The following is a 22,264-nucleotide window of genomic DNA, read 5'->3' on the forward strand; positions in this document are numbered from 1 at the left end:
CAACAACATGACAAAACATACTTTACTAGCCACGGCACTTATCTCGCTCATGGCGACAAGCTATTCCAGTCTTGCAGCGGTCAGCGCCGAAGAGGCTGCCCAGCTGAAAACTACGCTGACCCCCATGGGAGCGGAGCGGGCCGGCAACAAGGATGGCTCCATACCGGCCTGGGATGGTGGCTATACGAAGGTCGATCCCACATGGAAAAACGGCGCGCCACGTCCCGATCCGTTCGCAAACGAAAAGCCGCTGTTTTCCATTAATGCACAGAACATGGGGCAGTACGCCGAAAAGTTGTCCGATGGCGACAAGACGCTGTTGAAGAAATATCCGACCTTCCGCATTGACGTGTACCCGACGCACCGGACGGCCGCAGCGCCACAATGGATTTACGACGCCACCTACAAGAATGCGCTGAATGCCAAGCTCACCAATAATGGCCTGACACTTGTGGGTGCCTACGGTGGCAAGCCTTTCCCGATTGCCAAGACCGGCATCGAACTCGTGTGGAATCACATGATGCAATGGGGTGGCGAAGCGACTTTCTACAAGTTTTCGGCGAACGTCGTGAGTTCCGATGGCGCTATTGTGCTTGCCACCCAAGGGGACCAGACCCTGACTTTCCCCTACCACATCAAGGATGGCGAAAAAAGTTGGAATGGCGATTATTGGTGGCATCTTCAGGTGGCAACAGGGCCGTCTTTCAAGGCCGGTGAGTCCCTGTTGATCCATGACAACGTCGACTGGTTGAACAAGGGCCGCGAGGCATGGCAGTACCTGCCCGGGCAGCGCCGGGTGCGCAAGGCGCCGACGGTCGCTTTTGACACTCCCGATTTCGTGATGTCGGGCGTCGGCAATTTCGACGAAGCGTTTGTCTATCTGGGTTCGCCCGAGCGTTATGACTGGAAGTTGGTTGGCAAGAAGGAAATGTACGTCATGTACAACAACAACAAGATCAACTTCTCCACGTCTGAGAAGGCTTTGACCAAGGGGCACTTGAATCCGGATCTGGTTCGCTGGGAACTGCACCGGGTGTGGGTGGTCGATGCCACGCTCGCCCCTGGAAAGCGCCACGTCGTGCCGAAGCGCCGCTGCTATTTCGACGAGGATACGGGAACCATGTTGATGGCTGACCTGTGGGATGCGTCGGGCGCGCTGTGGAAGCATGACTTCGGGTTGACCATGCTCGCTCCGGATATTCCGGCGCTCCTCGATAACGTGAACTGGGGCGTCTACAATTTCCCGACGGGCAACTATGCACTGAACATCAACTTGATTGGATCGAAGGCGTCGTACAAGACCATCAAGGTACCGCCAAAAGCATTTTTCTCGCCGGACAGCATGGCGGGAGCAGGCGTTCGCTGATCATCAGCAGCAACCAAGAGGCAAGAGGGGGAAGGTCTCCCTCTTGCTTCAGACTACATAATTATTAAAGGAGGTAAGGGTGAGCAGGTCCGTAAACCAAACTTTCGTCAACTGCCTTTTCGCCTTGATGCTGATGGGGGTTGGTTCGGCCTGGGCCGAGTTGGATGTGCTTCAACGTCCCGCGCTGCAGAGCGCACGGGCGAAAACTTCCGCGATGCTGGCTGTCACTCGTGCCGGCACCCGTATTGTGGCCGTAGGTGAGCGGGGGATCGTCATCGTGTCGGACGATAACGGGGTCAATTGGCGTCAAGTGCCGGTGCCGGTCTCGGAAACCTTGACAAACGTGCGCTTTGTCAATGAACGTGTTGGCTGGGCTATTGGCCATAGCGGAATTATTTTGCATACGACTGACGGCGGCCAGACATGGCAGCTTCAGTTGGATGGCAAGAAAGCGGCAGATGCATCGTTGGCGATGGCCAGACATATGCTGGATTTGACTCCGAACGATGCCAAAGCCAAGCAGCAGTTCGCGGATGCGGAGCGTCTGGTCGCCGATGGTCCGGACAAGCCCTTTCTCGATTTATGGTTCCGCAACGAGGAAGAGGGCTTTGTCGTCGGCGCCTACGGTCTGATACTGGCGACAACCGATGGCGGCAAGACATGGCGTAGTTGGCAGCATCACCTGGACAATAGTCAAGGGCATCATCTGTATTCAATTGATGTGGTGGGTAACGATATCTATATTGCCGGAGAGGCTGGTGCGCTTTTCCACTCAACGGACGCAGGAGAAAGTTTCAGCGAAGTGAAGACCCCGTACTCGGGTAGCTACTTTGGGGTGCGTCACCTGGCCGGCGGCGGTGTTATCGCCTTTGGCTTGCGAGGCAACATCTATCAGTCGATGGATGGCAAAGGCGGTTGGCAAAAGATATCCACCAACGATGAGTCGGCATTGAACGCCGCGACGTTTCTCGATGACGGTTCCATCATCCTGGTGGATCAGGGTGGCCGGGTATTGCGCAGCAGGGACGGTGGCCGCAGCTTTCAAGCTGAGCCCGTGCGACAAGGGTTTCCGTTGACCGGGGCGGTACAGGCGGCCGACGGGGCCATGGTACTTGCCGGGTTGGGAGGAGTCGTCAGGAGTGCTCCCGTGAAAGTTGAATCAGGAGCAAAACCATGAATCACCACTCAGGGCTTACTCAGCAGCCTGTCGTCTCCAATATCGCCGACTTTGACAAGATGTCGGGAACGCGAGGGGAAAGGCTGCTGTTCAACAACCGATTCCTGATTGTAGTGGCTTGTCTGTTTGCGACCTTGTTCTTTGGTTGGAAAATGACGACGCTCCAGCTCAATGCGAGCTTCGAGAAGATGATCCCCACGAGGCATCCCTACATCGTCAACTATCTGCAGAACAAGGCCGATCTGGTTGGTTTGGGCAACACCATACGCATTTCCGTCGAATCCACCAAGGGCGACATCTTTAATGCCGAATACCTGGAGACGCTGAGAAAACTCAATGACGAAGTCTTTTTGATGCCGGGAGTCGAGCGACCCTACATGAAGTCGCTGTGGACCCCGGCGACGCGCTGGATGGGCGTCACGGAAGAGGGGATGGATGGGGGCCCGGTTATCCCGGACGATTACAACGGCTCGGAACAAAGCATCAAGCAGGTGCGGCAGAATGTTGAACGCTCGGGCGAGATCGGCACGCTGGTCGCTGCCAATTTCAAGTCAAGCGTCATTGCTGTGCCGCTCCTGGAGAAAAACGAGAGTACCGGAAAACGTCTCGACTACGGAGCGTTGTCTGCGCAGCTCGAACAGGTCAGGGCCAAGTATCAAACCGATTCAATCAAGATACATATTACCGGCTTTGCCAAGATCGTCGGAGATCTGATTCAGGGGCTAAGGCAGGTAATGATGTTCTTTGCCGTCGCGATCGGCATTGCTACCGTTATTCTTTATTTCCATACCCGATGTGTCAGAAGTACGCTGCTGGTCGTTAGCTGCTCTCTGGTCGCTGTCACCTGGTTGTTGGGGATACTGCCCACCATTGGCTACGAACTTGATCCGTACTCGATCCTGGTTCCGTTCCTGGTGTTCGCCATCGGCATGAGCCATGGCGCCCAGAAGATGAACGGCATCATGCAGGACATCGGGCGCGGCACGCACAAGCTGGTTGCTGCGCGCTACACCTTCCGCCGGCTGTTTGTGGCCGGGCTGACAGCATTGCTGGCCGATGCGGTCGGCTTTGGCGTGCTGATGGTGATTGACATCAAAGTGATCCAGGAACTGGCGATTACCGCCAGTATTGGCGTCATGATCCTGATCTTTACCAACCTGATCCTGCTGCCGATTCTTCTGTCCTATACCGGCGTTTCGGTCAAGGCTGCGAAACGCGCGATCCAGTCGGAGCAATCGGCACTAGGCAAGCGGAAACATCCCATCTGGGCGTTTCTGGACCTGTTTACCCAGCGCCGCTGGGCGGCAGTAGCGATTGGCGTGGCTCTGGTAATGGGGGTATCCGGCTACTGGGTCAGCCGGGGTCTAAAAATCGGCGACCTTGATCCGGGGGCACCCGAACTCAGGCCTGATTCGCGCTACAACCGCGACAACGCCTTTATGGCGGCGAATTACGGGGCCAGCAGCGATGTCTTCGTCGTGATGGTCAAGACGCCGCCGATGCTGTGCAATCAATACAACACGCTGAGTCAGGTGGATGCCTTGGAATGGCGGTTGCGCCAGTTGCCGGCCGTGGTGACGACCAATTCGTTGGCGGATCTGTCAAAAAACTGGTCCATGGGCCAATACGAGGGTAATCCCAAATGGTATGTGCTGCCGCGCATGCAGGGTCTTCTGGGTGCCACGGTAGCGAGGGCGCCGCGCGAACTCTTCAATCAGAAATGCGACCTGCTGACGGTTTATGTCTTCCTTAAAGACCACAAGGCGGACACGCTGGAATCCGTAGTCAATGTCGCGGAGAAATTTGCACAGGATAACGATACCAAGGAGGTGCAGTATCTGTTGGCTGCCGGCAACGCCGGCATCGAAGCCGCGACGAACGTTGTGGTGAAGCGGGCCAACCTTGAAATGCTGGTTCTGGTTTATCTGGCGGTGATGGTGCTTAGCTTCATAACGTTCCGCTCCTGGCGGGCGATTGTCTGCGCTGTATTGCCACTGATGCTCACCTCCATCCTGTGCGAAGCATTGATGGTGTTTCTTGGCATCGGCGTCAAGGTGGCAACTCTGCCGGTTATTGCGCTTGGCGTTGGCATCGGCATCGACTATGCACTCTACATTCTCTCGGTGACCTTGACGCGATACCGTGAAGGCGCCGACTTGTCGGAAGCATACTTTTCCGCACTGACATTTACCGGGCGCGTCATCATACTCACCGGCATAACGCTAGGCTTGGGCGTTGTGACATGGGCCTTTTCTCCTATCAAGTTTCAGGCGGACATGGGGAGTCTTTTGGCGTTCATGTTTGTCTGGAACATGATTGGTGCGCTGATTCTGGTGCCCTCATTGGCCTGTTTCCTGCTGAAACGTTCTCCGACCGAAGAGGCTACAAAGCTGGCAGACGACAAGCAGGTTCATGCGCTAGACGCGGCCAGGCGAGTCAAGTTGAAGGCGGGATAGGGTGACGGACAGCGGGAATCAGCGAAGCTGATTCCCGCGAGCGGATTCGAAGAGGATTTGACAGAAACAAATAGGAGAAGCGAAATGAAAAAGATGGTCTTGAAGACGATTTTGTTTGCTATTCCGCATGTCTTGCGACGTACCGCCAACAAGTATCCGGAATTCCAGAAGGAAATGCGCCGTTATAACTGCACGGTGCAAATCAAGTTGCAGGATGGCAGCCTCGGCCGTTATTACACCTTCAGCAACGGCAAGGTGACGACCGGCGCCGGTTTGCATGCCAAGCCGGACGTGATCCTGCAATTCCGCGACATCCCGATCGCACTGACCTTCCTCAAGCCACCGATGAACTATGGCGACATCATCCATGCCGCCAAGACCATGCGAGCCATGGTGATGGGACCCAACGACCTGTGCGTCTGGTTCCTGCAGCTGATGAACAAGATCAACACCATCGGCTTGGAAATGGGCACGAAGCTACCGGACGGCACGGTGCGCTACACCACCAACACCAACGGCGGCCCGCTGTTCATCTTCGTCAAGGACGGCAAGATCGTGCGCTGCACGCCGATCGATTTTGATGACACCGATGCGCCGAGCTGGACCATCAAGGCCCGCGGTAAAACTTTCAAGCCCTGGCGCCGCGCGACTGTCAATCCCTACGCGTTGGCGCTGAAATCGCAGGTGTATAGCAAGGATCGCATCCTGTATCCGATGAAGCGGGTGGACTGGGATCCGAAGGGGAATCGCAATCCGCAGAACCGGGGCATTTCCGGTTATGAGCGCATCAGCTGGGATGAAGCGCTGGATATCGTATCGGCCGAGATCACGCGGCAAAAGACCGTGCATGGCCCAGGCGCCATTGCCATCCAGCACCACTCCCATCACCAATGGGGCAACGTCGGCTACTATCTCAGCGCGCTGCTGCGTTTCGGCAACATGATCGGGTTCACCCGCATCAACCACAATCCCGATAGCTGGGAAGGCTGGTACTGGGGCGCCACGCACCACTTTGGCAACGCCTTGCGCGTCGGCCTGCCCTCGTTCTACGGCACGGTCGAAGACGCCCTCAAGGAATGCGAGATGATGGTGTTCTGGTCGAGCGATCCGGAAGCCACCAGCGGCGTCTATGGCGGTTTCGAAGGCACGCAGCGGCGCTTCTGGGCCAAGGAAGTCGGCATCGAATTTGTGCACATCGACCCGTACATGAACAGTACGGCCAAGCTGTTCGGCGGGCGCTGGATCCCGATCAAGGCCGGCACCGATCCGGCAATGGCGCATGCCATCATGCACGTCTGGCTGACCGAGGGGCTCTACGACAAGGATTACGTCGAGACGCGCACCACGGGCTTCGACCAGTGGGCGGCCTATCTGCTCGGCAAGGACGACGGCGTGGCCAAGACGCCGGAATGGCAGGAACCGGAAACGGGCGTGCCGGCCCATGTCGTACGCGCGCTGGCACGGCAATGGGGCAAGAAGAAGACCTACATCGCGGCCGGCGGACTGGGCACCGGCTTCGGTGGCGCCTGTCGCGGCGCCACCGGCTCGCAATGGGCGCGCACCATGATCCTGATGATGGCCATGCAGGGCTGGGGCAAGCCCGGCATCAACTTCGGCAACATGCAGATGGGGGCGCCTGTCGACAACTACCATTGGTTCCCCGGCTATGCCGAGGGCGGCATCTCGGGCGACCTGGCGTTCACCGCCGGCGCCATCAACACCTACCAGCGCATGCCGCATGTGCTTTCCATGAACCCGGTACAGCAAAAAATTCCGCGCCAGCGGCTGCCTGACGCCATCGTCGATGGCCACTGCAAGGGCTATATGTGGGACGGTTCCTCGATGGAAGCGCAGATGCAGGCCTTTGAATATCCGATGCAGGGTTATTCCAAAGTGCATATGATCTGGCGCTACGGCGGCGCCGCCTTCGGCACTGTGGCCCAGTCCGAGCGTTACATCAAGGCCTACCGTCACGAGTCGATCGATTGCATCGTCAGTCAATCGATCTACATGGAAGGCGACACGCCTTTCGCCGACATCATCCTGCCGGCGTGCACCGCGGTCGAGCGTTACGACATCGGCGAAACTGCCGGTTGCCAGGGCTATGTGCATAATGCCCCGGCCCAGCTCAACCACCGCACCATCGTCATGCAGCACAAGTGCATCGAACCGCTGGGCGAATCCAAATCGGACTACCAGATCTTCAGCGACGTGCTCGGCCGCCTGGGACTGGGAGGAATGTTTACCGAAGGCTGCTCGGAACTCGACTGGTGCAAGCGCGTATTCGACGCATCGGATCTATCCAGGGACATCACCTGGAAGGAGTTCCTCAAGAAGGGTTACTACGTGGTGCCGGGCGAATCCGAGAAGACACGGGATCCGGTCAGCATGCGCTGGTACGCCGAGGACCGCATGAAGGACGTGCCGGAGCCGCATCCCTTGCCGGCGCAATGGCAGGGCCAGTTCGGCAAGGGCCTGCCGACCCAGTCGGGCAAGATCGAGTTCGTCGCCAACTCGATTCTGCGCGGCGACCCGAACAATCCCGAGCGTCCGCCAATGCCCACCTACATTCCGTCGTGGGAAGGCCTGCAGACCAAGGAACTGGTGGCCAAGTATCCGATCCAGATGATCTCGACGCATTCGCGCTACAGCTTCCACACCTATTCGGATGGCAAGGACAGCACGGTCAACGACATCGAGGATCACCGTTTTCTGGTGGATGGCTACTACTACTGGGTCATGCGGGTCCATCCCGATGACGCGGCCAGGCGCGGCATCGGGCATCATGAGTTGATCCGCGTCTTCAACGACCGCGGCGCCGTGATCTGCGTGGCCGACGTGTCGCCGCAGGTGGCAAAGGGCGTGGTCCACACATACGAGTCGGCAGCTGTCTTTGATCCCGTTCCGGACCCCAAGGGCTGGGCCGATCGCGGCGGCTGCGTCAACATCCTGACGCCGCAACGGCCGCAAGTCAAAGGGACCGAGGGCATGGGTTCGCTTTCCTGCCTGATAGAGATTGAACCCTGGAAACCGACCATGACGGCGAAAGAGCACTTCCACGCATGACGTTGGTGGCGACTTGTCTGCGCTTGCCGAAGGCGAGCCTCTGACCCTGACCCAATTGAACTAGAGGTGTGAAATGGAAAAGTGGAATCTGATCATAGATGTGGAGAAATGCGAGAACTGCAATAACTGTGCGATCGCCACCAAGGATGAACATATCGGCAACGACTATCCGGGCTACGCGGCGCCGATGCCGGCGCACGGCGGCGACTGGATCCAGATCGGGCGGCGCACGCGCGGCGCAACGCCGATGGTGGACGTCGCCTATCTGCCGGTGACCTGCAACCATTGCGACAACGCGCCCTGCGTCGATGCCGGAGGCGGCTGCGTCACCAAGCGCGCCGACGGCATCGTCATCATCGACCCGGTCAAGGCCAAGGGCCGGCGGGATGTTGTCGACTCCTGTCCCTACGGCGCCATCTGGTGGAACGAAGAACTGAACCTGCCGCAGAAATGGATCTTCGACGCGCACCTGCTCGACCAGGGCTGGAAGGAGCCGCGCGCGAGCCAGGCCTGTTCCACCGGATGCATGAAGGCGCTCAAGGTCGAGGATGCGGAAATGCGCAGAATCGCCGAGCGGGACCAGCTGGAAGTACTCAAGGCCGGGCTGGGGACGCGCCCCCGCGTGTATTACCAGAACATGTATCGCTGGAACAAGTGTTTCGTTGGCGGCAGCGTCACGGCGACGATCAAGGGGGTGCTCGAATGCGTCGAGGGCGCCGAAGTGGTCCTGATCAAGGACGGCAAGGTGGCCGGCGAAGCCAAAACCGATTTCCTCGGCGATTTCAAGGTTGATCGCCTGGAACCCAACAGCGGCACCTACAAGGTGAAGATCATCCATCCCCAGCATGGCTCGGCGCTGGTGGATGCCACGGTCAATGAGAGCGTCTATCTGGGCAGCATCCAACTGAGCAAATAGCGGTAAAGGCCGGCCAGTCCGGGCTGCCGTCAGCGGCAGCCCGGGAAAATATCTTAATCAAGGAAGATGGTGTATATGAAAGTAGCGTTCATCGGTTTGGGAAACATGGGATCGGGCATCGCCCAGTGCGTACTCAAGGGCGGCTTCGATCTCACGGTGTGGAACCGCACCGCGTCGAAAACGGAGCCCCTGGTCGCCAACGGCGCCAAGGCCGCGGCCACGGCCAGGGAAGCGGTAGCGGGTGCCGATGTGGTCATCACCAGCCTCATGGACGACAAGTCCATCCTGGAAAATCTGCAGGCTGCCGACGGCATTCTGGCCGGGATGAAGCAGGGCGCGGTGCATGTCTGCGTGACCACGATCTCGCCCGCCTGTGCGGATGAACTGGCCAAGTTGCACCGCCAGCATGGCAGCTACTATGTGTCCGGACCGGTGGTGGGGCGCCCCGATGCCGCCGCCGCCGGCCATCTCACCTCCTTTCTGGCGGGCGATGCCAAAGCGGTGGCCGTGGCGACCCCGGTTTGTCACACCTATTCCAAGGCGGTCACGGCCATTTCGGACACGCCGCGCATCGCCAACTGCATGAAGCTGTGCATCAACTTCAACGTGATCTCCGTCATCGAAATGATCAGCGAGACCTACATCCTGGCGGAGAAGTGCGGCGTCCCGCTCGAACCCATGCGCGACTTCTACCAGCAGGCGCTGTTCGCCCACCCGGCCCTGAAGATGTACGCCGAGAAACTGCGCGCTCGCGACTTTGCCGGCCGCGGCGGCTTCGTCATGAAGGGCGGCAGCAAGGATGTGGTGTTGATGCTGGCGACGGCCGCCGCGGTGGGCGCGCCGCTGGAAATGGGCCAGCTGGTCGATCGCAAACTCAAGGCGGGACTCGCCGCCGGCATGGAAGAGACCGACTGGAGCGCCATTTACGAAATCGCCCGCAAGGAAGCGGGACTGTCATAAGGAACGCGGGCCATGGCAAATGTTCTGATTATGTTTGGATTCTCCTGGATGGTCGTGGCCGCGATCATCGGATTGCTGCTGGCCAAGAGACATGAAGCCGTTGTCCCGCAACTGGAGAAAATTGCCGCTACCGGCAATCTCGCGGAATACCATCGGGTTTATGAAATCTACAAGCACCACAAGATAGTGCACGTCCACTCCTTTCTGTTTTCGGTGGTGGCGGTATGTGTCGGCTTGGCGATGGCCAGGATGGGGTTTCCGGAATCAGCCATCAATGGACTGGCGATTGCCCTGATGGTGGCGCCAACCGTATGGACTATTGGCGCATTGCTAACCAGCATACCGGTTATGGCGATAGGTGATTTTGCCTTGCTTGGCAGCATCGTTATGGCGGCGGCCGGAATGCTGAAGGGTATGTAGTTGGAATATTCTGGCCACTGGCTTCGGACGCAGAGAATATCAACACAATGTCACAGTCAAACTGAAAGGATCAATAATCATGTCATTACAAGACTTCGTTGCAATGCCCAAGTTCGAGGACTACAAGGAACGCTTCAAGGATCACTATACGCTGGAGCGTCGCCCCGACGGCGTCATCCTGGCGCGGACGCACACACGGGGTGGTCCCGTCCAGTTGAGCGTGCAGAATCACCGTTCCCTCGGGCTGCTGTTCAAGGCCATCGGCGCCGATCCGGAAAACGAAGTGATGATCTTCGGCGGTACCGGCGAGGATTTCATGATGAATGCCGATCCCGAGGGCTTCAAGCTGGAGCAGGAAGACCTGCCTTACTGGGCATACGAATATGCCTACAAGGATGGCCGCATCAACGTCAACTCCCTGGTCAACGATCTGGAGATCCCCACCATCGGCATCATCAACGGCAGCGGCTTCCACAGCGAAATCTGCCTGATGTGCGACATCACCCTGATGGCGGAAGAGGCGACCATCTACGACCTGCACTACGACATCGGTTCGGTGCCCGGCGACGGCATCCACAGCGCCTTCCTCGAAATCCTCGGCGTCAAGCGTGGCGCCTATGCGCTGCTCACAGGCGAGGCCATTGATGCCCAGACGGCGCTCAAATACGGCATGGTCAATGAGATCCTGCCCCGGGACAAGCTGATCGAACGCGCCTACAAGATCGCCGACCACATCATGACCCAGCCACGCACTACGCGCCGGCTGACGACGCAGATCATTCGTCGTCCGTGGAAACAACGCATCGTCAACGATCTCGACGGCGGATTCGGCATCCAGATGTTCGGCCATCTGGCCAAGGACAAGGCGGTGCATAGCCGGGAACACATTGCTTCGCGCGGGGACTATGTAAAGCTGGGCAAGAAGAACAATTTCGACTAACTAGTGGGATTGAGAGTCGCCAATAATGATATTCACGCCAATAATGATATTCACATTAGCCAGGCCAGTTCATTCGATAGGGAGCGTGCAGTCATGGATCTGATTGTTGTTCTGACGGCAAAAGACACTGGCAATGCGGCGGTACTTCGTGAGTTGTTGGCGACTCAGGCTACCCTGTCCCGGAAAGAGCCCGGATGCATCCGGTTTGAGATTTTCGAGTCTCAAACGGCTCCGGGTACTTTCATCGTCGTCGAGAGATGGCAATCTCAGGAGGCGCTGGACGTGCACCGCAAGGCCGAGGCCATCACAACCGTCTATATTCCAAAAATACTGCCACTTGTGGAAAGAACCCTTCACGTGTGTACCGTTTTGCCTGGTACGTGAGGCAAGTTGCTGCAAATGTTGTTACCTGCCGGCAGCCTTCTTTAGTGCAGTAGTCGGAGCTGTCGTCGTTCCGCCAGTACATACGTGTGATTGCTGATCCAAATTTCTATTTTTTTGCCGTACCGGCGGTTCTGCTGACAGGAGTTTCCAAGGGTGGCTTCGGCGGCGCTTTTAGCGGCGTAGCCGTGCCGCTCATGGCGCTCGCCATCTCCCCATTGCAAGCCGCTGCGGTCATGTTGCCTGTGTTATGCCTAATGGATTTATTCGGTGTTCGCCCCTACCTCGGTAAATGGGATACGGCGAATCTCAGAATCATAGTGCCCGGGTCGTTGATCGGTATTGCGCTGGGGACGCTGACCTTTGGCCTGCTCAGCGACTATGTCATCAGAATGATGATTGGCTCGATCACGATACTGTTTGTCCTGAACGGCTGGCTTGGTCTGGCATCGAGGCAAGTCAAGCGCGGCCGCTCTGCTGTCAGGGGAACTTGCTGGGCAAGCATCTCCGGATTTACCAGTTTTCTTGCTCATACCGGTGGGCCGCCGATCATGATGTATCTGCTGCCACAGCAGATGGAAAAGGTGGCATATGTTGCCACCATTAACCTGTTTTTCCTGATCGCCAACGCGGTGAAAGTTTTGGCCTATGCCGGACTTGGCCAGCTTTCCCTGGCCAACCTTTCCACCAGCATAGTACTGTCGCCCCTGGTGCCACTCGGCGTCTGGATGGGACTCTGGCTACAGTCCAAGGTAAATCAAGTGTGGTTCTACCGTATTGCGCAGACTTGTCTTTTCCTGACCGGAATTCAACTTATTTATCAGGGAATCAATAGCGGGTAGGGCTGAACGTTCAGTCTTTACCCATCCCTAATTCGACAACCAATCAACGGATTTCAATAAATCATGGATGAATCAATACGCGCATCGGCGCTGGAATATCACCTATACCCGAAGCCTGGCAAGATTGAAGTCACCCCCACCAAGGCGCTGAACACCCAAAACGATCTGGCGCTGGCCTACTCGCCGGGAGTAGCGGCGGCCTGTGATGAAATCGTCAAGGATCCGGCCAACGCCTATAAATACACCTCGCGTGGCAACCTGGTTGCCGTGATCACCAACGGCACCGCCGTGCTGGGTCTTGGCAACATCGGCGCGCTGGCCGGCAAGCCGGTGATGGAAGGCAAGGGCGTGCTGTTCAAGAAATTCGCCGGTGTTGACGTATTCGACATCGAGGTCAACGAGAACGATCCGGGAAAGATCGTCGAGATCATCGCCGCGCTCGAACCCACCTTTGGTGGCATCAACCTTGAAGACATCAAGGCGCCCGAGTGTTTCTACATCGAACAGAAGCTGAAAGAACGTCTCTCCATCCCGGTTTTTCACGACGACCAGCACGGCACCGCGATCATCGCCAGCGCGGCGATACTGAACGGCCTGCGCCTGGTGGGCAAGGACATCGGCCAGATCAAGCTGGTCTGCTCTGGTGCCGGCGCCGCGGCGATCGCCTGTCTCGACCTGATGTGCACGCTCGGCCTGAATCCCAAGAACGTCCACATCATCGACAGCAAGGGCGTCGTCTATGTCGGCCGCGATGAAAACTTCGCCCCCACCAAGGCGCGCTATGCGCAAAAAACCGAGGCGCGCCAGCTGGCGGATGTGATGCCCGGCGCGGATGTCTTCCTCGGCGTGTCGACCGCGGGCGTGCTCAAGCCGGAGATGGTCAAGGAGATGGCGGCAAACCCGCTGATCTTCGCCATGGCCAACCCGGTACCGGAAATTTTGCCTGAAGTCGCCAAGGCGGTGCGCCCGGACGCGATCATCGGCACGGGACGCTCCGACTACCCCAACCAGATCAACAACGTCCTCTGTTTCCCCTACATCTTCCGCGGCGCGCTCGATGTCGGCGCCACCAGCATTACCGACGAGATGAAGGCCGCCGCGGTGAAAGCCATCGCCGAACTCGCCTTTGCCGAACAATCGGACCTGGTCAGCGCCGCCTACGCCGACGAAGAACTCAAGTTCGGACCCGAATACCTGATCCCGAAGCCCTTCGATCCGCGCCTGATCGTCAAGGTGGCGCCGGCCGTGGCGCAGGCGGCGATGGACTCCGGCGTCGCGACGCGACCGCTGGCCGACATGGAGTCTTATCGCCAGCAGCTCAACGAGTTCGTCTACCACTCCGGCCTGCAGATGCGCCCCGTCTTCCTCGCGGCCAAGAAAACGCCGGCGCGCATCGCCTTCTGCGAAGGCGAAGACGAACGGGTCCTGCGCGCGGCGCAGACGGTAGTCGATGACGGCCTGGCCAGGCCGGTGCTGATCGGCCGCCCCGACGTCGTCAACATGCACATCGAGAAATGCGGCTTGCGCATTCGCGCCGGCGAACACTTCGAACTGGTCAATCCCGACTCCGATCCGCGCTACAAGGAACTCTGGCAGGACTACTACAACATCATGTGCCGGCGCGGCGTCAGCGTCGAATACGCCAAGCGCGAGATGCGCCGCCGCACCACGCTGATCGGAGCCATGCTGGTCAAGCATGGCTTTGTCGACGCCATGCTGTGCGGCACCTATGGCCGCCACGCGCAGCACCTGCGCTACGTCGAGGATGTCCTCGGCAAGCGTCCGGGCATCGGCAGCTACTACACCATCAACATGCTGGTACTGTCGACGGGACCGATCTTCATCGGCGACACCAACGTCAACTATGATCCGACCGCAGCACAGCTCGCCGAGATGACCTTGCTCGCCGCCGAGGAAGTACGCCGTTTCGGCATCGTGCCAAAGGTGGCGCTGCTGTCGTATTCGAACTTCGGCAATGAAGAAACACCGGCAGCGCGCAAGATGCGCGAAGCGCTGGCCATGATCCAGAAAGCCGCGCCGCAACTGGAAGTCGATGGGGAAATGCATGGCGATGCCGCCCTCTCGGGGGCGATCCGCGAGCAGATATTTCCGGGTTCGCGTCTGCGGGGAGATGCCAATCTGCTGATCATGCCGACGCTCGATGCCGCCAATATCTCCTACAGCCTGCTCAAGACTGTGGCGGGTGCTGGTCTTACCGTGGGCCCGCTGCTGCTCGGTTCGGCGCGGCCGGTGCATATCCTCACCCCGACGGCGACCGTACGCCGCATCGTTAACCTCGCCGCGCTGTTGTCGGTCGAAGTCGCAAAGAAGGCCGATTAAGTCTTATTAATCGTGGCCAGAGTTGAAGTACGCATGCCCAGGTTTCCAGAATGCTGGGAGACGTGCGGCAATTGCGCTCAGGGCGACGTGCTGGTGACCGAAGTGCATGTGCGCGCCGGTGTGCCGCTGAACTTTGACAGTAATGTGATCACGCTTGAGACGGGCAAGGTGGTGCTGGACATTCCTTCGCCAAATATTGGCATGGTGGTTGAAGTTTTTGTTCAGGTTGGCGACAGGCTGGAGGCGGGGCAATTGCTGTGTACGTTAGATACAGATGAATGCAGCAGCCGGTGTTGATGAAATATAATCAAGCTCCGCGAGATTTTGCGGGATCGACTATATGTCGCCGAAGATGATTGCAAGGCGAAAGCTGTCCGGGCTTTCTCCATGTGTCAACGAACAACATTGCAATAACTGAACAAGCGACTCCTGCCTGCTGCTCTCTCCTCCCTCATGGAATATCTACCCGCAAATCTGCAATATGCCGCGACGCTGATTTTCGGCGCCAACGCGAAGCTCTACGGCATTGTGAGCTTAAGCCTCATGGTCAGCCTCCTTGCCACCACGATTGCATGCATCGTCGGCATGCCATTGGGTGCTTTGCTCGCGGTTGGACGATTCACCGGCCGACGTTCGCTGATCGTGCTGTTCAACGGCCTCATGGGACTGCCGCCAGTGGTAGTCGGATTGCTGGTCTATCTGCTGCTTTCGCGCAGCGGGCCGCTGGGCGCCATGGGCTGGCTGTTCACACCTGAGGCAATGGTGATTGCCCAGGCCATATTGGTGATGCCAATTGTTGCGGCGTTGACGCGCCAAGCCATCGCCGATGCCTGGCTCGAATATCGCGAGCAGTTGCGTTCGCTGGGCGCAAGTCGGCCTTATGCGGCGGCGACCCTGCTCTGGGATGGCCGCTTCTCGCTGACCACTGCGGCGCTCGCCGGTTTCGGCCGCGCCATAGCCGAGGTCGGTGCCGTGATGATCGTTGGCGGAAATATCGACGGCGTTACGCGCGTGATGACCACCACGATCGCGCTCGAAACCAGCAAGGGCGATCTGCCTCTGGCACTGGCGCTGGGTATGGTGCTGATTGTGATGGTGCTTGCCGTCAACACCGTCGCCTACCTGCTGCGCGGGTGGGCCGAACGGAGATGGGGATGAGCGCGTTCCTCCGACTCGAAGCTCTCGAACTTATCGAGCGCAACCATCATATCGTGCGCGGAATCACGCTCAACTTCGCCGCCCCGCGCACGCTGATCATCGGCCCCAATGGTGCTGGCAAGAGTACCCTGCTGCGGCTCATCCACGGCCTCTTGAAACCTAGTGGTGGAACGGTGCAGTGGCCGCAGCCGCTGCGTCAAGCAATGGTCTTCCAGCGCCCGGTGATGCTGCGCACCACCGTTTTCAAGAATGTACTCTATGGCCTCAAGCTTGCCGGCATCAAGAGCGGTGAGCGCGAACGGCGCGCCAATGACGCGCTCGAGCGCGTTGGTCTTGCTCACCTTGGCACACGTCCCGCGCGTGTGCTTTCAGGCGGGGAGCAGCAGCGTGTCGCCTTGGCGCGGGTCTGGGCGTTGAATCCCGAAGTGCTGTTACTCGATGAACCGACCGCCAGCCTCGACCCGGCCAGCAGCCGCGAAGTCGAGCGCATCATCGGCGAGTTCGCGTCCGCTGGCACGCGCCTCCTGATGACGACCCACAACCTCGGCCAGACGCGACGACTGGCTGATGAAATTCTTTATCTTGACGACGGACGCGTGCTTGAACAGGCGTCCGCCACCGATTTTTTCAATGGACCGCGAAGCGCCAGCGCAGGGGCTTTCATCCGGGGGGAAATGCCATGAAATTTTTTCGCCGACTGCTGCTGATGGTAGCCTGCATGCTGACATTGTCTGCAGTCGCTGATGACGAATTCATCACCGTTGCCTCGACGACCTCGACCGAGCAGTCCGGCCTGTTCGGCTATCTGCTACCGATCTTCGAGAAGCAGAGCGGCATCAAGGTGCATGTCGTCGCGCTCGGCACTGGTCAGGCACTTGATCTTGCGCGTCGTGGTGATGCTGATGTCGTTTTCGTGCATGATCCCGCTGCAGAAGAGAAATTCCTCACCGAAGGTTGGGGCGTCGAGCGCTTCGAGGTGATGTACAACGACTTCGTGCTGGTCGGGCCACAGAAGGATCCGGCGAAAATTACCGGTAGCCAGGACATCGTCGCAGCGTTGACCAAAATAGAATCCACCCAGTCGCCCTTTGTTTCGCGCGGCGACCGCAGCGGCACGCATGCCACCGAACTGCGTCTGTGGAAACTTTCCGGCATCGATCTCGACAAGGCGAAGGGCGCCTGGTATCGCGACACGGGCTCTGGCATGGGCCCGGCGCTGAACATTGCTGCGTCGATGAATGCCTATATCCTGTCCGACCGCGGTACCTGGCTCTCGTTCAAGAACCGCCAGCAGCTCACCATCCTCGTGCAGGGTGACAAGCGCCTCTTTAATCAATACGGCGTCATGCTGGTCAATCCGGCCAGGCATCCGCATGTGAAGAAGCAAGCCGGCCAGAAGTTCGTCGACTGGGTTATCTCGCCGACCGGCCAGCAGGCGATCGCTGCCTACAGGATTGGCGGTGAACAGCTGTTCTATCCCAACGCCGGCAAGTAGCGATGGTATGAAAGTACAACTCTGGGCAAATGTTCCAGTGCGCTAATTGATTTATCTACCGACCTTTATTTTTTAAGCGCTGCGAGGTGGGGATACTTCTCGGTCAGAAGGGATCCCGGGTAATACGTTGTCTTGAACGCGGGGTGGGTCTGGATCAGATGCAGCCAATGTGCGATGGCAGGCTTATCGGCCCAGGCGGTGCCCAGATTGATGTCATCCATGCGAACGATCACCGGCATGATGGCAACATCGGCCAGGGTCATATTTTTACCCATCAACCACGGACCGCCGCTTTCGCCAATCCAGTCATTCATGCGCACTACCGATCGATGGAGACGATCCAGAGCCTGGTCCATTTCCTTCTGCGGGAAGCCCGTTTGCCCCATGCTCAGCAGGAATTCCTTGCGCAATGGTTTTGCATTGGCGAGAGCAATGAACTCTTCCTTGCTCATTTTCTGGAAACTCGGCAGGAATGCGAGGTTGTATGAGGGTACGCGTAGCGAGGGAGTCGGTATTTCGTCTATGTAACGCATCATCCAGCGCATGCGCGCCCGATCCACGGGATCGCGCGGCGTGAACGGGGAGACGTCGCCCCTGACTTCATCCAGGTACTCGATGATGACCGCCGAATCGAGTACCGGGCGCCCGTTATGGAGCAGTGCCGGTACCACGCCGTTCGGGTTGATCTTCAAATATTCAGGCTTCAGTTGATCGCCCGAGAGGAGATCCAGCTTGTGTTCCTCGAAGGCCAAGCCCTTCGCGTTGAGAACGAAGCGTACCCGCTGACTGCAAGTGGATTGTGGTGCGTTGTAAAGCACAAATTCGTTCATGTGAGTGTTCTCCGCGGTTTCGGTGTTTACGTAAGCATAGCCGGGACAGGATCAAAACATGTGCTGGCCGCCATTGATCGAAATGTTCGCGCCATGGACAAAGGCAGCTTCTTCGGAGGCAAGATAGGCGACCAGGCCGGCGACCTCTTCCGGCTTGCCCAGGCGCGACATCGGGATTTGCGGCAGTATTTTGTTGTCGAGCACCTCGCGCGGGATTGCCGTGACCATACGGGTGCCGATATAGCCCGGCGAAATCGTGTTGACGGTGACGCCACGCTTGGCGACTTCGAGCGCCAGTGCCTTGGTGAAACCGTGCATGCCTGCTTTTGCCGACGAATAATTGGTCTGGCCGAAAGCCCCCTTCTGGGCGTTCACCGAGGAAATATTAATCACCCGGCCCCAGCCGCGCTCGATCATGCCGTCCAGGACCTGCTTGGTCATGTTGAAGACGGAATAAAGATTGGTGCGAATGACGATATCCCAGTCCTTTGGTGTCATTTTCTTGAATGTCATGTCGCGCGTGATGCCGGCATTATTGACCAGCACATCCACCGGGCCAAGATCATTTCCCACCCTGGCCACGCACTCGCGGCAGGAATCGAAATCGACGACATCGCAGGGGTAGGCATTGAAGTTGTAGCCCCGGCTGTTCATCGACTTCAGCCAGTCCCTGGCTTTGGTATTGCTTGGACTGTAGGTCGTCACCACCTTGTAGCCAAGCGCCGCCAGCTTGATACAGACCGCTTCTCCCAGCCCTCCCATACCACCTGTTACCAATGCTACGCGCTGCATGATTCACTCCCAACATTGTTATCAGCCATTACGGTTAAACGTACTGTCTACGGTTAATTCGACCTGAAAAACAAGGGCGACAGTTGCTCGATTTGCGCTGGCTGCAGCAACTTGTTCTCACAGGAGACGATTAATGGTGCGACGGCCGCTGAAAATGCGCGCCAGTTGCTGTCCTCAACCCGCGTTTCAAGATAATTTCGTCGCGCAGGGAAATCCGGATAACAACGATAATCAAAAACCTGATGCTGTTTGCCGACCAAACTGACGAAGCTGCCCAGCAGATAGTCAGTTGCGGCCCCTCCAGCCGGTAAGCCGTAATTTTTATATGACTGCCAGTATGCAGGCAGAGTTCCCGGCAGCAGAGTGGTTACGGTTTCTTCAACCAGCAAAGCCGGCTCGGTAGCCAGGTTCGCGTACTGTCGGCCACCAGGCAGCCAGTCGTTGCCGTTGCCCCAGAATGGCGTCAGTTCGACAATCGGCGCGGGCACGAGAAATCGGTTTTCCTGGGCAAGCAACAATGGCCGGGCTGTCTTGAAATAGGATTCAAGCGCAGTGATTCGATACAACCCTTGCAGGCGATTCAGCCAGTCGTCGTAACTGTCATAGCGATACAGATGCATGATCTGGCAATCCGGGCCGGTCACCGTTGAAAAATAACCGATCAGGCGATCCAGAATTGGTTTGATCAATTCATAGCCACGGGCGTGTTGCGCCTGCCAGAACGATTCCATACAACCCGCTTTAAGCGTGTAAACGCGCTGTTCGATCAGCATATAGTCAGCCTTGACATTCATCCACCGCCAATGGGCGGGTGAAGTTCCACCTGGTCCCCATCTGAAACTTCAGCGTCATGCAGGGATACCAGGGTACCGTTTACTGCAGCAATCGCTATCTCGGCGCTAGGCAACTTGAGTTGCGTCACCAGTTCAATCAGCGGGATTGGCTTATCCAGATGAATTGTCAGCCGCCCGGATTTCTGCGGGAGATACCAACCCAAATAGCCGCCGAGATGCAGTTCCACTCACACACCCAACAAATCGGCGACCCACTCGATGCCGAGTTCATGCAGGCGGCCACGCGTTGGTGCCGTAGTATCGAGGCTCCATCCCTTCAATCGATAGACTTCGTCCATGGTCTGCTGGAACTCCTCCCTTGGCATTGTGGCGCCAGCCATAGGGCCGTTTTCCAGCGGCTGGAACATGCGTTCCGGCAAGGTGTCATCCTTGCGCGAAAAACCATTGAGGACGTTGAATGCTCGCGCCAGATTGGTGGCGCGCTCGCCGATACGCAGCAGATCTTCGATAGTTAGCTCATTCCAGCCGGTTGCCGCCCGAACTGCCGTCAGCACTTCGTCAACCTGCATGAAGGAGCGGGGGGCTGGACCGAAGTAACACAGCCCCACCACTTTGCCGAAACTGGACCAGTTTTCCAGGATCGCATAGTTCCGCGCCTTGGCGGCGCCAAGCTCACGCGGGGGCAGGGCAGCGACACTCAGGGGCTCGGCCCCCTTGAAAGTGATCGATTCCGGATTCGCTACCAGGGGGTCATGTACCGAGTACAGATGATCACCGCCATATTCGCCAATCGCATAGCCAATACCCACACCCACCTTGCCGCGTGGATCGTGCATGGCCAATTCCATGCCCTTGACCTGAATGGAGAACAGGTGGGCGTCGCCACCGATCACCTCTGCCGCACGCTTGCTTCCTTCGGCGAGGAGATTGCCGATGCCTTCGCGCCTGGCGATCAGTTCGATTGCCTTGAGCACGGCTTCGGCATTGCCGAAGCGCAAGTCCAGCCCGCCGGTATCCTTCAGTCCGATCAAGCCGTGCTCAAAACACTCCATGGCGAAGGCAATGGTAGAACTGGTCGAGATGGTGTCGAGCGTGTAGCGATCACAAAGCTCATTTGCCTTGGCGATCGCCTGCAAATCATCGACCCCGCAATAGCCGCCAAAGCCTTCGACTGTCTCGTATTCGGGCCCGCCGTAGGCATCGCTGACCTGATAGCGGTCATCCACTTTCACCTCGCGCTTGCAGCGAACGGCGCAGGCGTAGCAGGTCTTCCGTGCCGAGAGTATCTGCTTTTCGTAGGCTTCCCACTTGATGTTGTCGACGCCTTCAAAAACGCCCTGGCGGAAATTGCGCGTGGGCAGAAAGCCTCCCGCATTGAAGGCCCCCACCAGATCCGGCGTTCCCTTGACTTGCAGATCCCAGGCTTGCGGATGTTCTTTGACGCGCTTGCTGAGGGAGCGCGCAATTTCGGTGATCGGTTCGATGTCATGCGCATTATCGCGGTAGTGCCCCGTGCCACGCACGGCGATTGCCTTCAGATTCTTCGAACCCATTACGGCACCCATGCCGGTACGGCCGTTGTAATGGCGCAGTTCGTTGCTTACCGCGGCATAGCGCACGCAGTTTTCGCCGCCCATGCCGATTTGCAGGACGCGGACATGTTTGTCAGCCATTTCGGCACGGATCCGGTTTTGCACCTCTTCCGGTTCGCATCCCCACAATGCCCGCGCATCGCGCAATTCGACCTTGTCATCCCGAATCATCAGATAAGTTGGGTGTTCCGCCCGCCCGGTGATGACAATGGCCTCGTAGCCTGCGGTCTTCAGTTCCGGCCCCCAATAGCCGCCGGCTTCCGATTCGCCATAGGTGCCCGTCAGTGGCGAACGTGCGGCCATGGTAAAGCGGGTCGAGGCCGAAAATGGTGCGCCAGTAAGCAATCCATTGGCAATCACCAGTATATTTTCCGGGGCCAGAGCATCGGTACCCGGTGCGAGTTCCTTGAGCAACAGATACCCAGCAAGCGCCTTGCCGCCAGGATAGAGACGATAGAATTCTTCGTCGAAGTTTTCGCTGCGGAATGAACTCCGCGTCAGATCAACGCGAAGAATTTTGCCGCTGGTGCCGTAAGCCATGTGTTGCCCCTAAACATTGGCAGCTACTGGGTAGTTGGCCGATTACAGGCTTCGTGATCCATGCCATGGCGTATTGATGGATCGCGCGTTGCCTGGAATATAAGGCTCGACAGGCCCTTGAATAAAAAACCTCCGGGACAAAGCCCGGGGGGAAACTCCCCGAGGAGGTGGGGAGGAGGAGAGACATTGAGCACCGATT

General features: G+C 58.0%; 20 protein-coding genes. 15 read left to right on the forward strand and 5 right to left on the reverse strand.

Annotated elements, in window-relative coordinates; genetic code table 11:
• Positions 1-7: 7 nt before the first annotated feature.
• The 15 genes from K5E80_RS03120 to K5E80_RS03190 all read left to right on the forward strand — a co-directional run bounded on the left by K5E80_RS03120 (position 8) and on the right by K5E80_RS03190 (position 17,517).
• On the forward strand, positions 8-1,366 hold the full coding sequence (locus K5E80_RS03120; protein ID WP_220634788.1) for a DUF1329 domain-containing protein: 1,359 nt from the start codon (positions 8-10) through the stop codon (positions 1,364-1,366).
• Between the two features lie 79 nt (positions 1,367-1,445).
• Positions 1,446-2,543 (forward strand): WD40/YVTN/BNR-like repeat-containing protein, encoded by a 1,098-nt coding sequence (locus K5E80_RS03125; RefSeq protein ID WP_220634789.1) that lies wholly within the window; start codon positions 1,446-1,448, stop codon positions 2,541-2,543.
• Complete coding sequence (locus K5E80_RS03130; protein ID WP_220634790.1) at positions 2,540-4,999, forward strand: efflux RND transporter permease subunit; 2,460 nt, start codon at positions 2,540-2,542, stop codon at positions 4,997-4,999. The genes K5E80_RS03125 and K5E80_RS03130 overlap by 4 nt, the downstream gene beginning before the upstream one ends.
• Positions 5,000-5,083: 84 nt before the next feature.
• Positions 5,084-8,065 (forward strand): molybdopterin-dependent oxidoreductase, encoded by a 2,982-nt coding sequence (locus K5E80_RS03135; protein WP_220634791.1) that lies wholly within the window; start codon positions 5,084-5,086, stop codon positions 8,063-8,065.
• Positions 8,066-8,138: 73 nt separating this feature from the next.
• Positions 8,139-8,981 (forward strand): 4Fe-4S dicluster domain-containing protein, encoded by an 843-nt coding sequence (locus K5E80_RS03140; RefSeq protein WP_220634784.1) that lies wholly within the window; start codon positions 8,139-8,141, stop codon positions 8,979-8,981.
• 75 nt (positions 8,982-9,056) lie between these two features.
• Positions 9,057-9,941: an NAD(P)-dependent oxidoreductase gene (locus K5E80_RS03145; protein ID WP_220634792.1), complete on the forward strand. Its 885-nt coding sequence runs from the start codon at positions 9,057-9,059 to the stop codon at positions 9,939-9,941.
• A gap of 12 nt (positions 9,942-9,953) precedes the next feature.
• Positions 9,954-10,361, forward strand: coding sequence for a hypothetical protein (locus K5E80_RS03150; protein WP_220634793.1), 408 nt, complete (start codon positions 9,954-9,956; stop codon positions 10,359-10,361).
• A 79-nt stretch (positions 10,362-10,440) separates the two neighbouring features.
• A complete protein-coding gene (locus K5E80_RS03155) occupies positions 10,441-11,301 on the forward strand; it encodes an enoyl-CoA hydratase/isomerase family protein (RefSeq protein ID WP_220634794.1) in 861 nt (286 codons plus the stop codon).
• A 93-nt stretch (positions 11,302-11,394) separates the two neighbouring features.
• Positions 11,395-11,685, forward strand: a complete 291-nt coding sequence (locus K5E80_RS03160; RefSeq protein WP_220634795.1) for a putative quinol monooxygenase — start codon at positions 11,395-11,397, stop codon at positions 11,683-11,685.
• An 86-nt stretch (positions 11,686-11,771) separates the two neighbouring features.
• On the forward strand, positions 11,772-12,524 hold the full coding sequence (locus K5E80_RS03165; protein WP_220634796.1) for a sulfite exporter TauE/SafE family protein: 753 nt from the start codon (positions 11,772-11,774) through the stop codon (positions 12,522-12,524).
• Between the two features lie 63 nt (positions 12,525-12,587).
• A complete protein-coding gene (locus K5E80_RS03170; RefSeq protein ID WP_220634797.1) occupies positions 12,588-14,864 on the forward strand; it encodes an NADP-dependent malic enzyme in 2,277 nt (758 codons plus the stop codon).
• Positions 14,865-14,951: 87 nt separating this feature from the next.
• Positions 14,952-15,161, forward strand: coding sequence for a biotin/lipoyl-containing protein (locus K5E80_RS03175; protein ID WP_220634798.1), 210 nt, complete (start codon positions 14,952-14,954; stop codon positions 15,159-15,161).
• 156 nt (positions 15,162-15,317) lie between these two features.
• Positions 15,318-16,022: an ABC transporter permease gene (locus tag K5E80_RS03180; protein WP_220634799.1), complete on the forward strand. Its 705-nt coding sequence runs from the start codon at positions 15,318-15,320 to the stop codon at positions 16,020-16,022.
• A complete protein-coding gene (locus tag K5E80_RS03185) occupies positions 16,019-16,705 on the forward strand; it encodes an energy-coupling factor ABC transporter ATP-binding protein (RefSeq protein ID WP_220634800.1) in 687 nt (228 codons plus the stop codon). Before K5E80_RS03180 ends, K5E80_RS03185 begins: the two co-directional genes overlap by 4 nt.
• Positions 16,702-17,517: an ABC transporter substrate-binding protein gene (locus K5E80_RS03190; protein WP_220634801.1), complete on the forward strand. Its 816-nt coding sequence runs from the start codon at positions 16,702-16,704 to the stop codon at positions 17,515-17,517. Before K5E80_RS03185 ends, K5E80_RS03190 begins: the two co-directional genes overlap by 4 nt.
• Before the next feature lie 65 nt (positions 17,518-17,582).
• On the opposite strand, the gene K5E80_RS03195 is transcribed toward K5E80_RS03190, so the two are convergent.
• The 5 genes from K5E80_RS03195 to K5E80_RS03215 are packed head-to-tail and all read right to left on the reverse strand — an operon-like array spanning position 17,583 to position 22,065.
• Positions 17,583-18,347, reverse strand: coding sequence for a glutathione S-transferase family protein (locus K5E80_RS03195; RefSeq protein ID WP_220634802.1), 765 nt, complete (start codon positions 18,345-18,347; stop codon positions 17,583-17,585).
• Positions 18,348-18,398: 51 nt separating this feature from the next.
• Positions 18,399-19,139, reverse strand: a complete 741-nt coding sequence (phbB, locus tag K5E80_RS03200) for an acetoacetyl-CoA reductase (RefSeq protein WP_220634803.1) — start codon at positions 19,137-19,139, stop codon at positions 18,399-18,401.
• Positions 19,140-19,192: 53 nt separating this feature from the next.
• A complete protein-coding gene (locus tag K5E80_RS03205) occupies positions 19,193-19,912 on the reverse strand; it encodes an NIPSNAP family protein (RefSeq protein WP_220634804.1) in 720 nt (239 codons plus the stop codon).
• Positions 19,913-19,929: 17 nt separating this feature from the next.
• Complete coding sequence (gene thiS / locus K5E80_RS03210) at positions 19,930-20,160, reverse strand: sulfur carrier protein ThiS (protein WP_220634805.1); 231 nt, start codon at positions 20,158-20,160, stop codon at positions 19,930-19,932.
• A complete protein-coding gene (locus tag K5E80_RS03215; RefSeq protein WP_220634806.1) occupies positions 20,161-22,065 on the reverse strand; it encodes an aldehyde ferredoxin oxidoreductase family protein in 1,905 nt (634 codons plus the stop codon).
• Positions 22,066-22,264: the final 199 nt, after the last annotated feature.

Origin of the sequence: Georgfuchsia toluolica (assembly GCF_907163265.1) — a bacterium.
Classification (GTDB): Bacteria; Pseudomonadota; Gammaproteobacteria; order Burkholderiales; family Rhodocyclaceae; genus Georgfuchsia; species Georgfuchsia toluolica.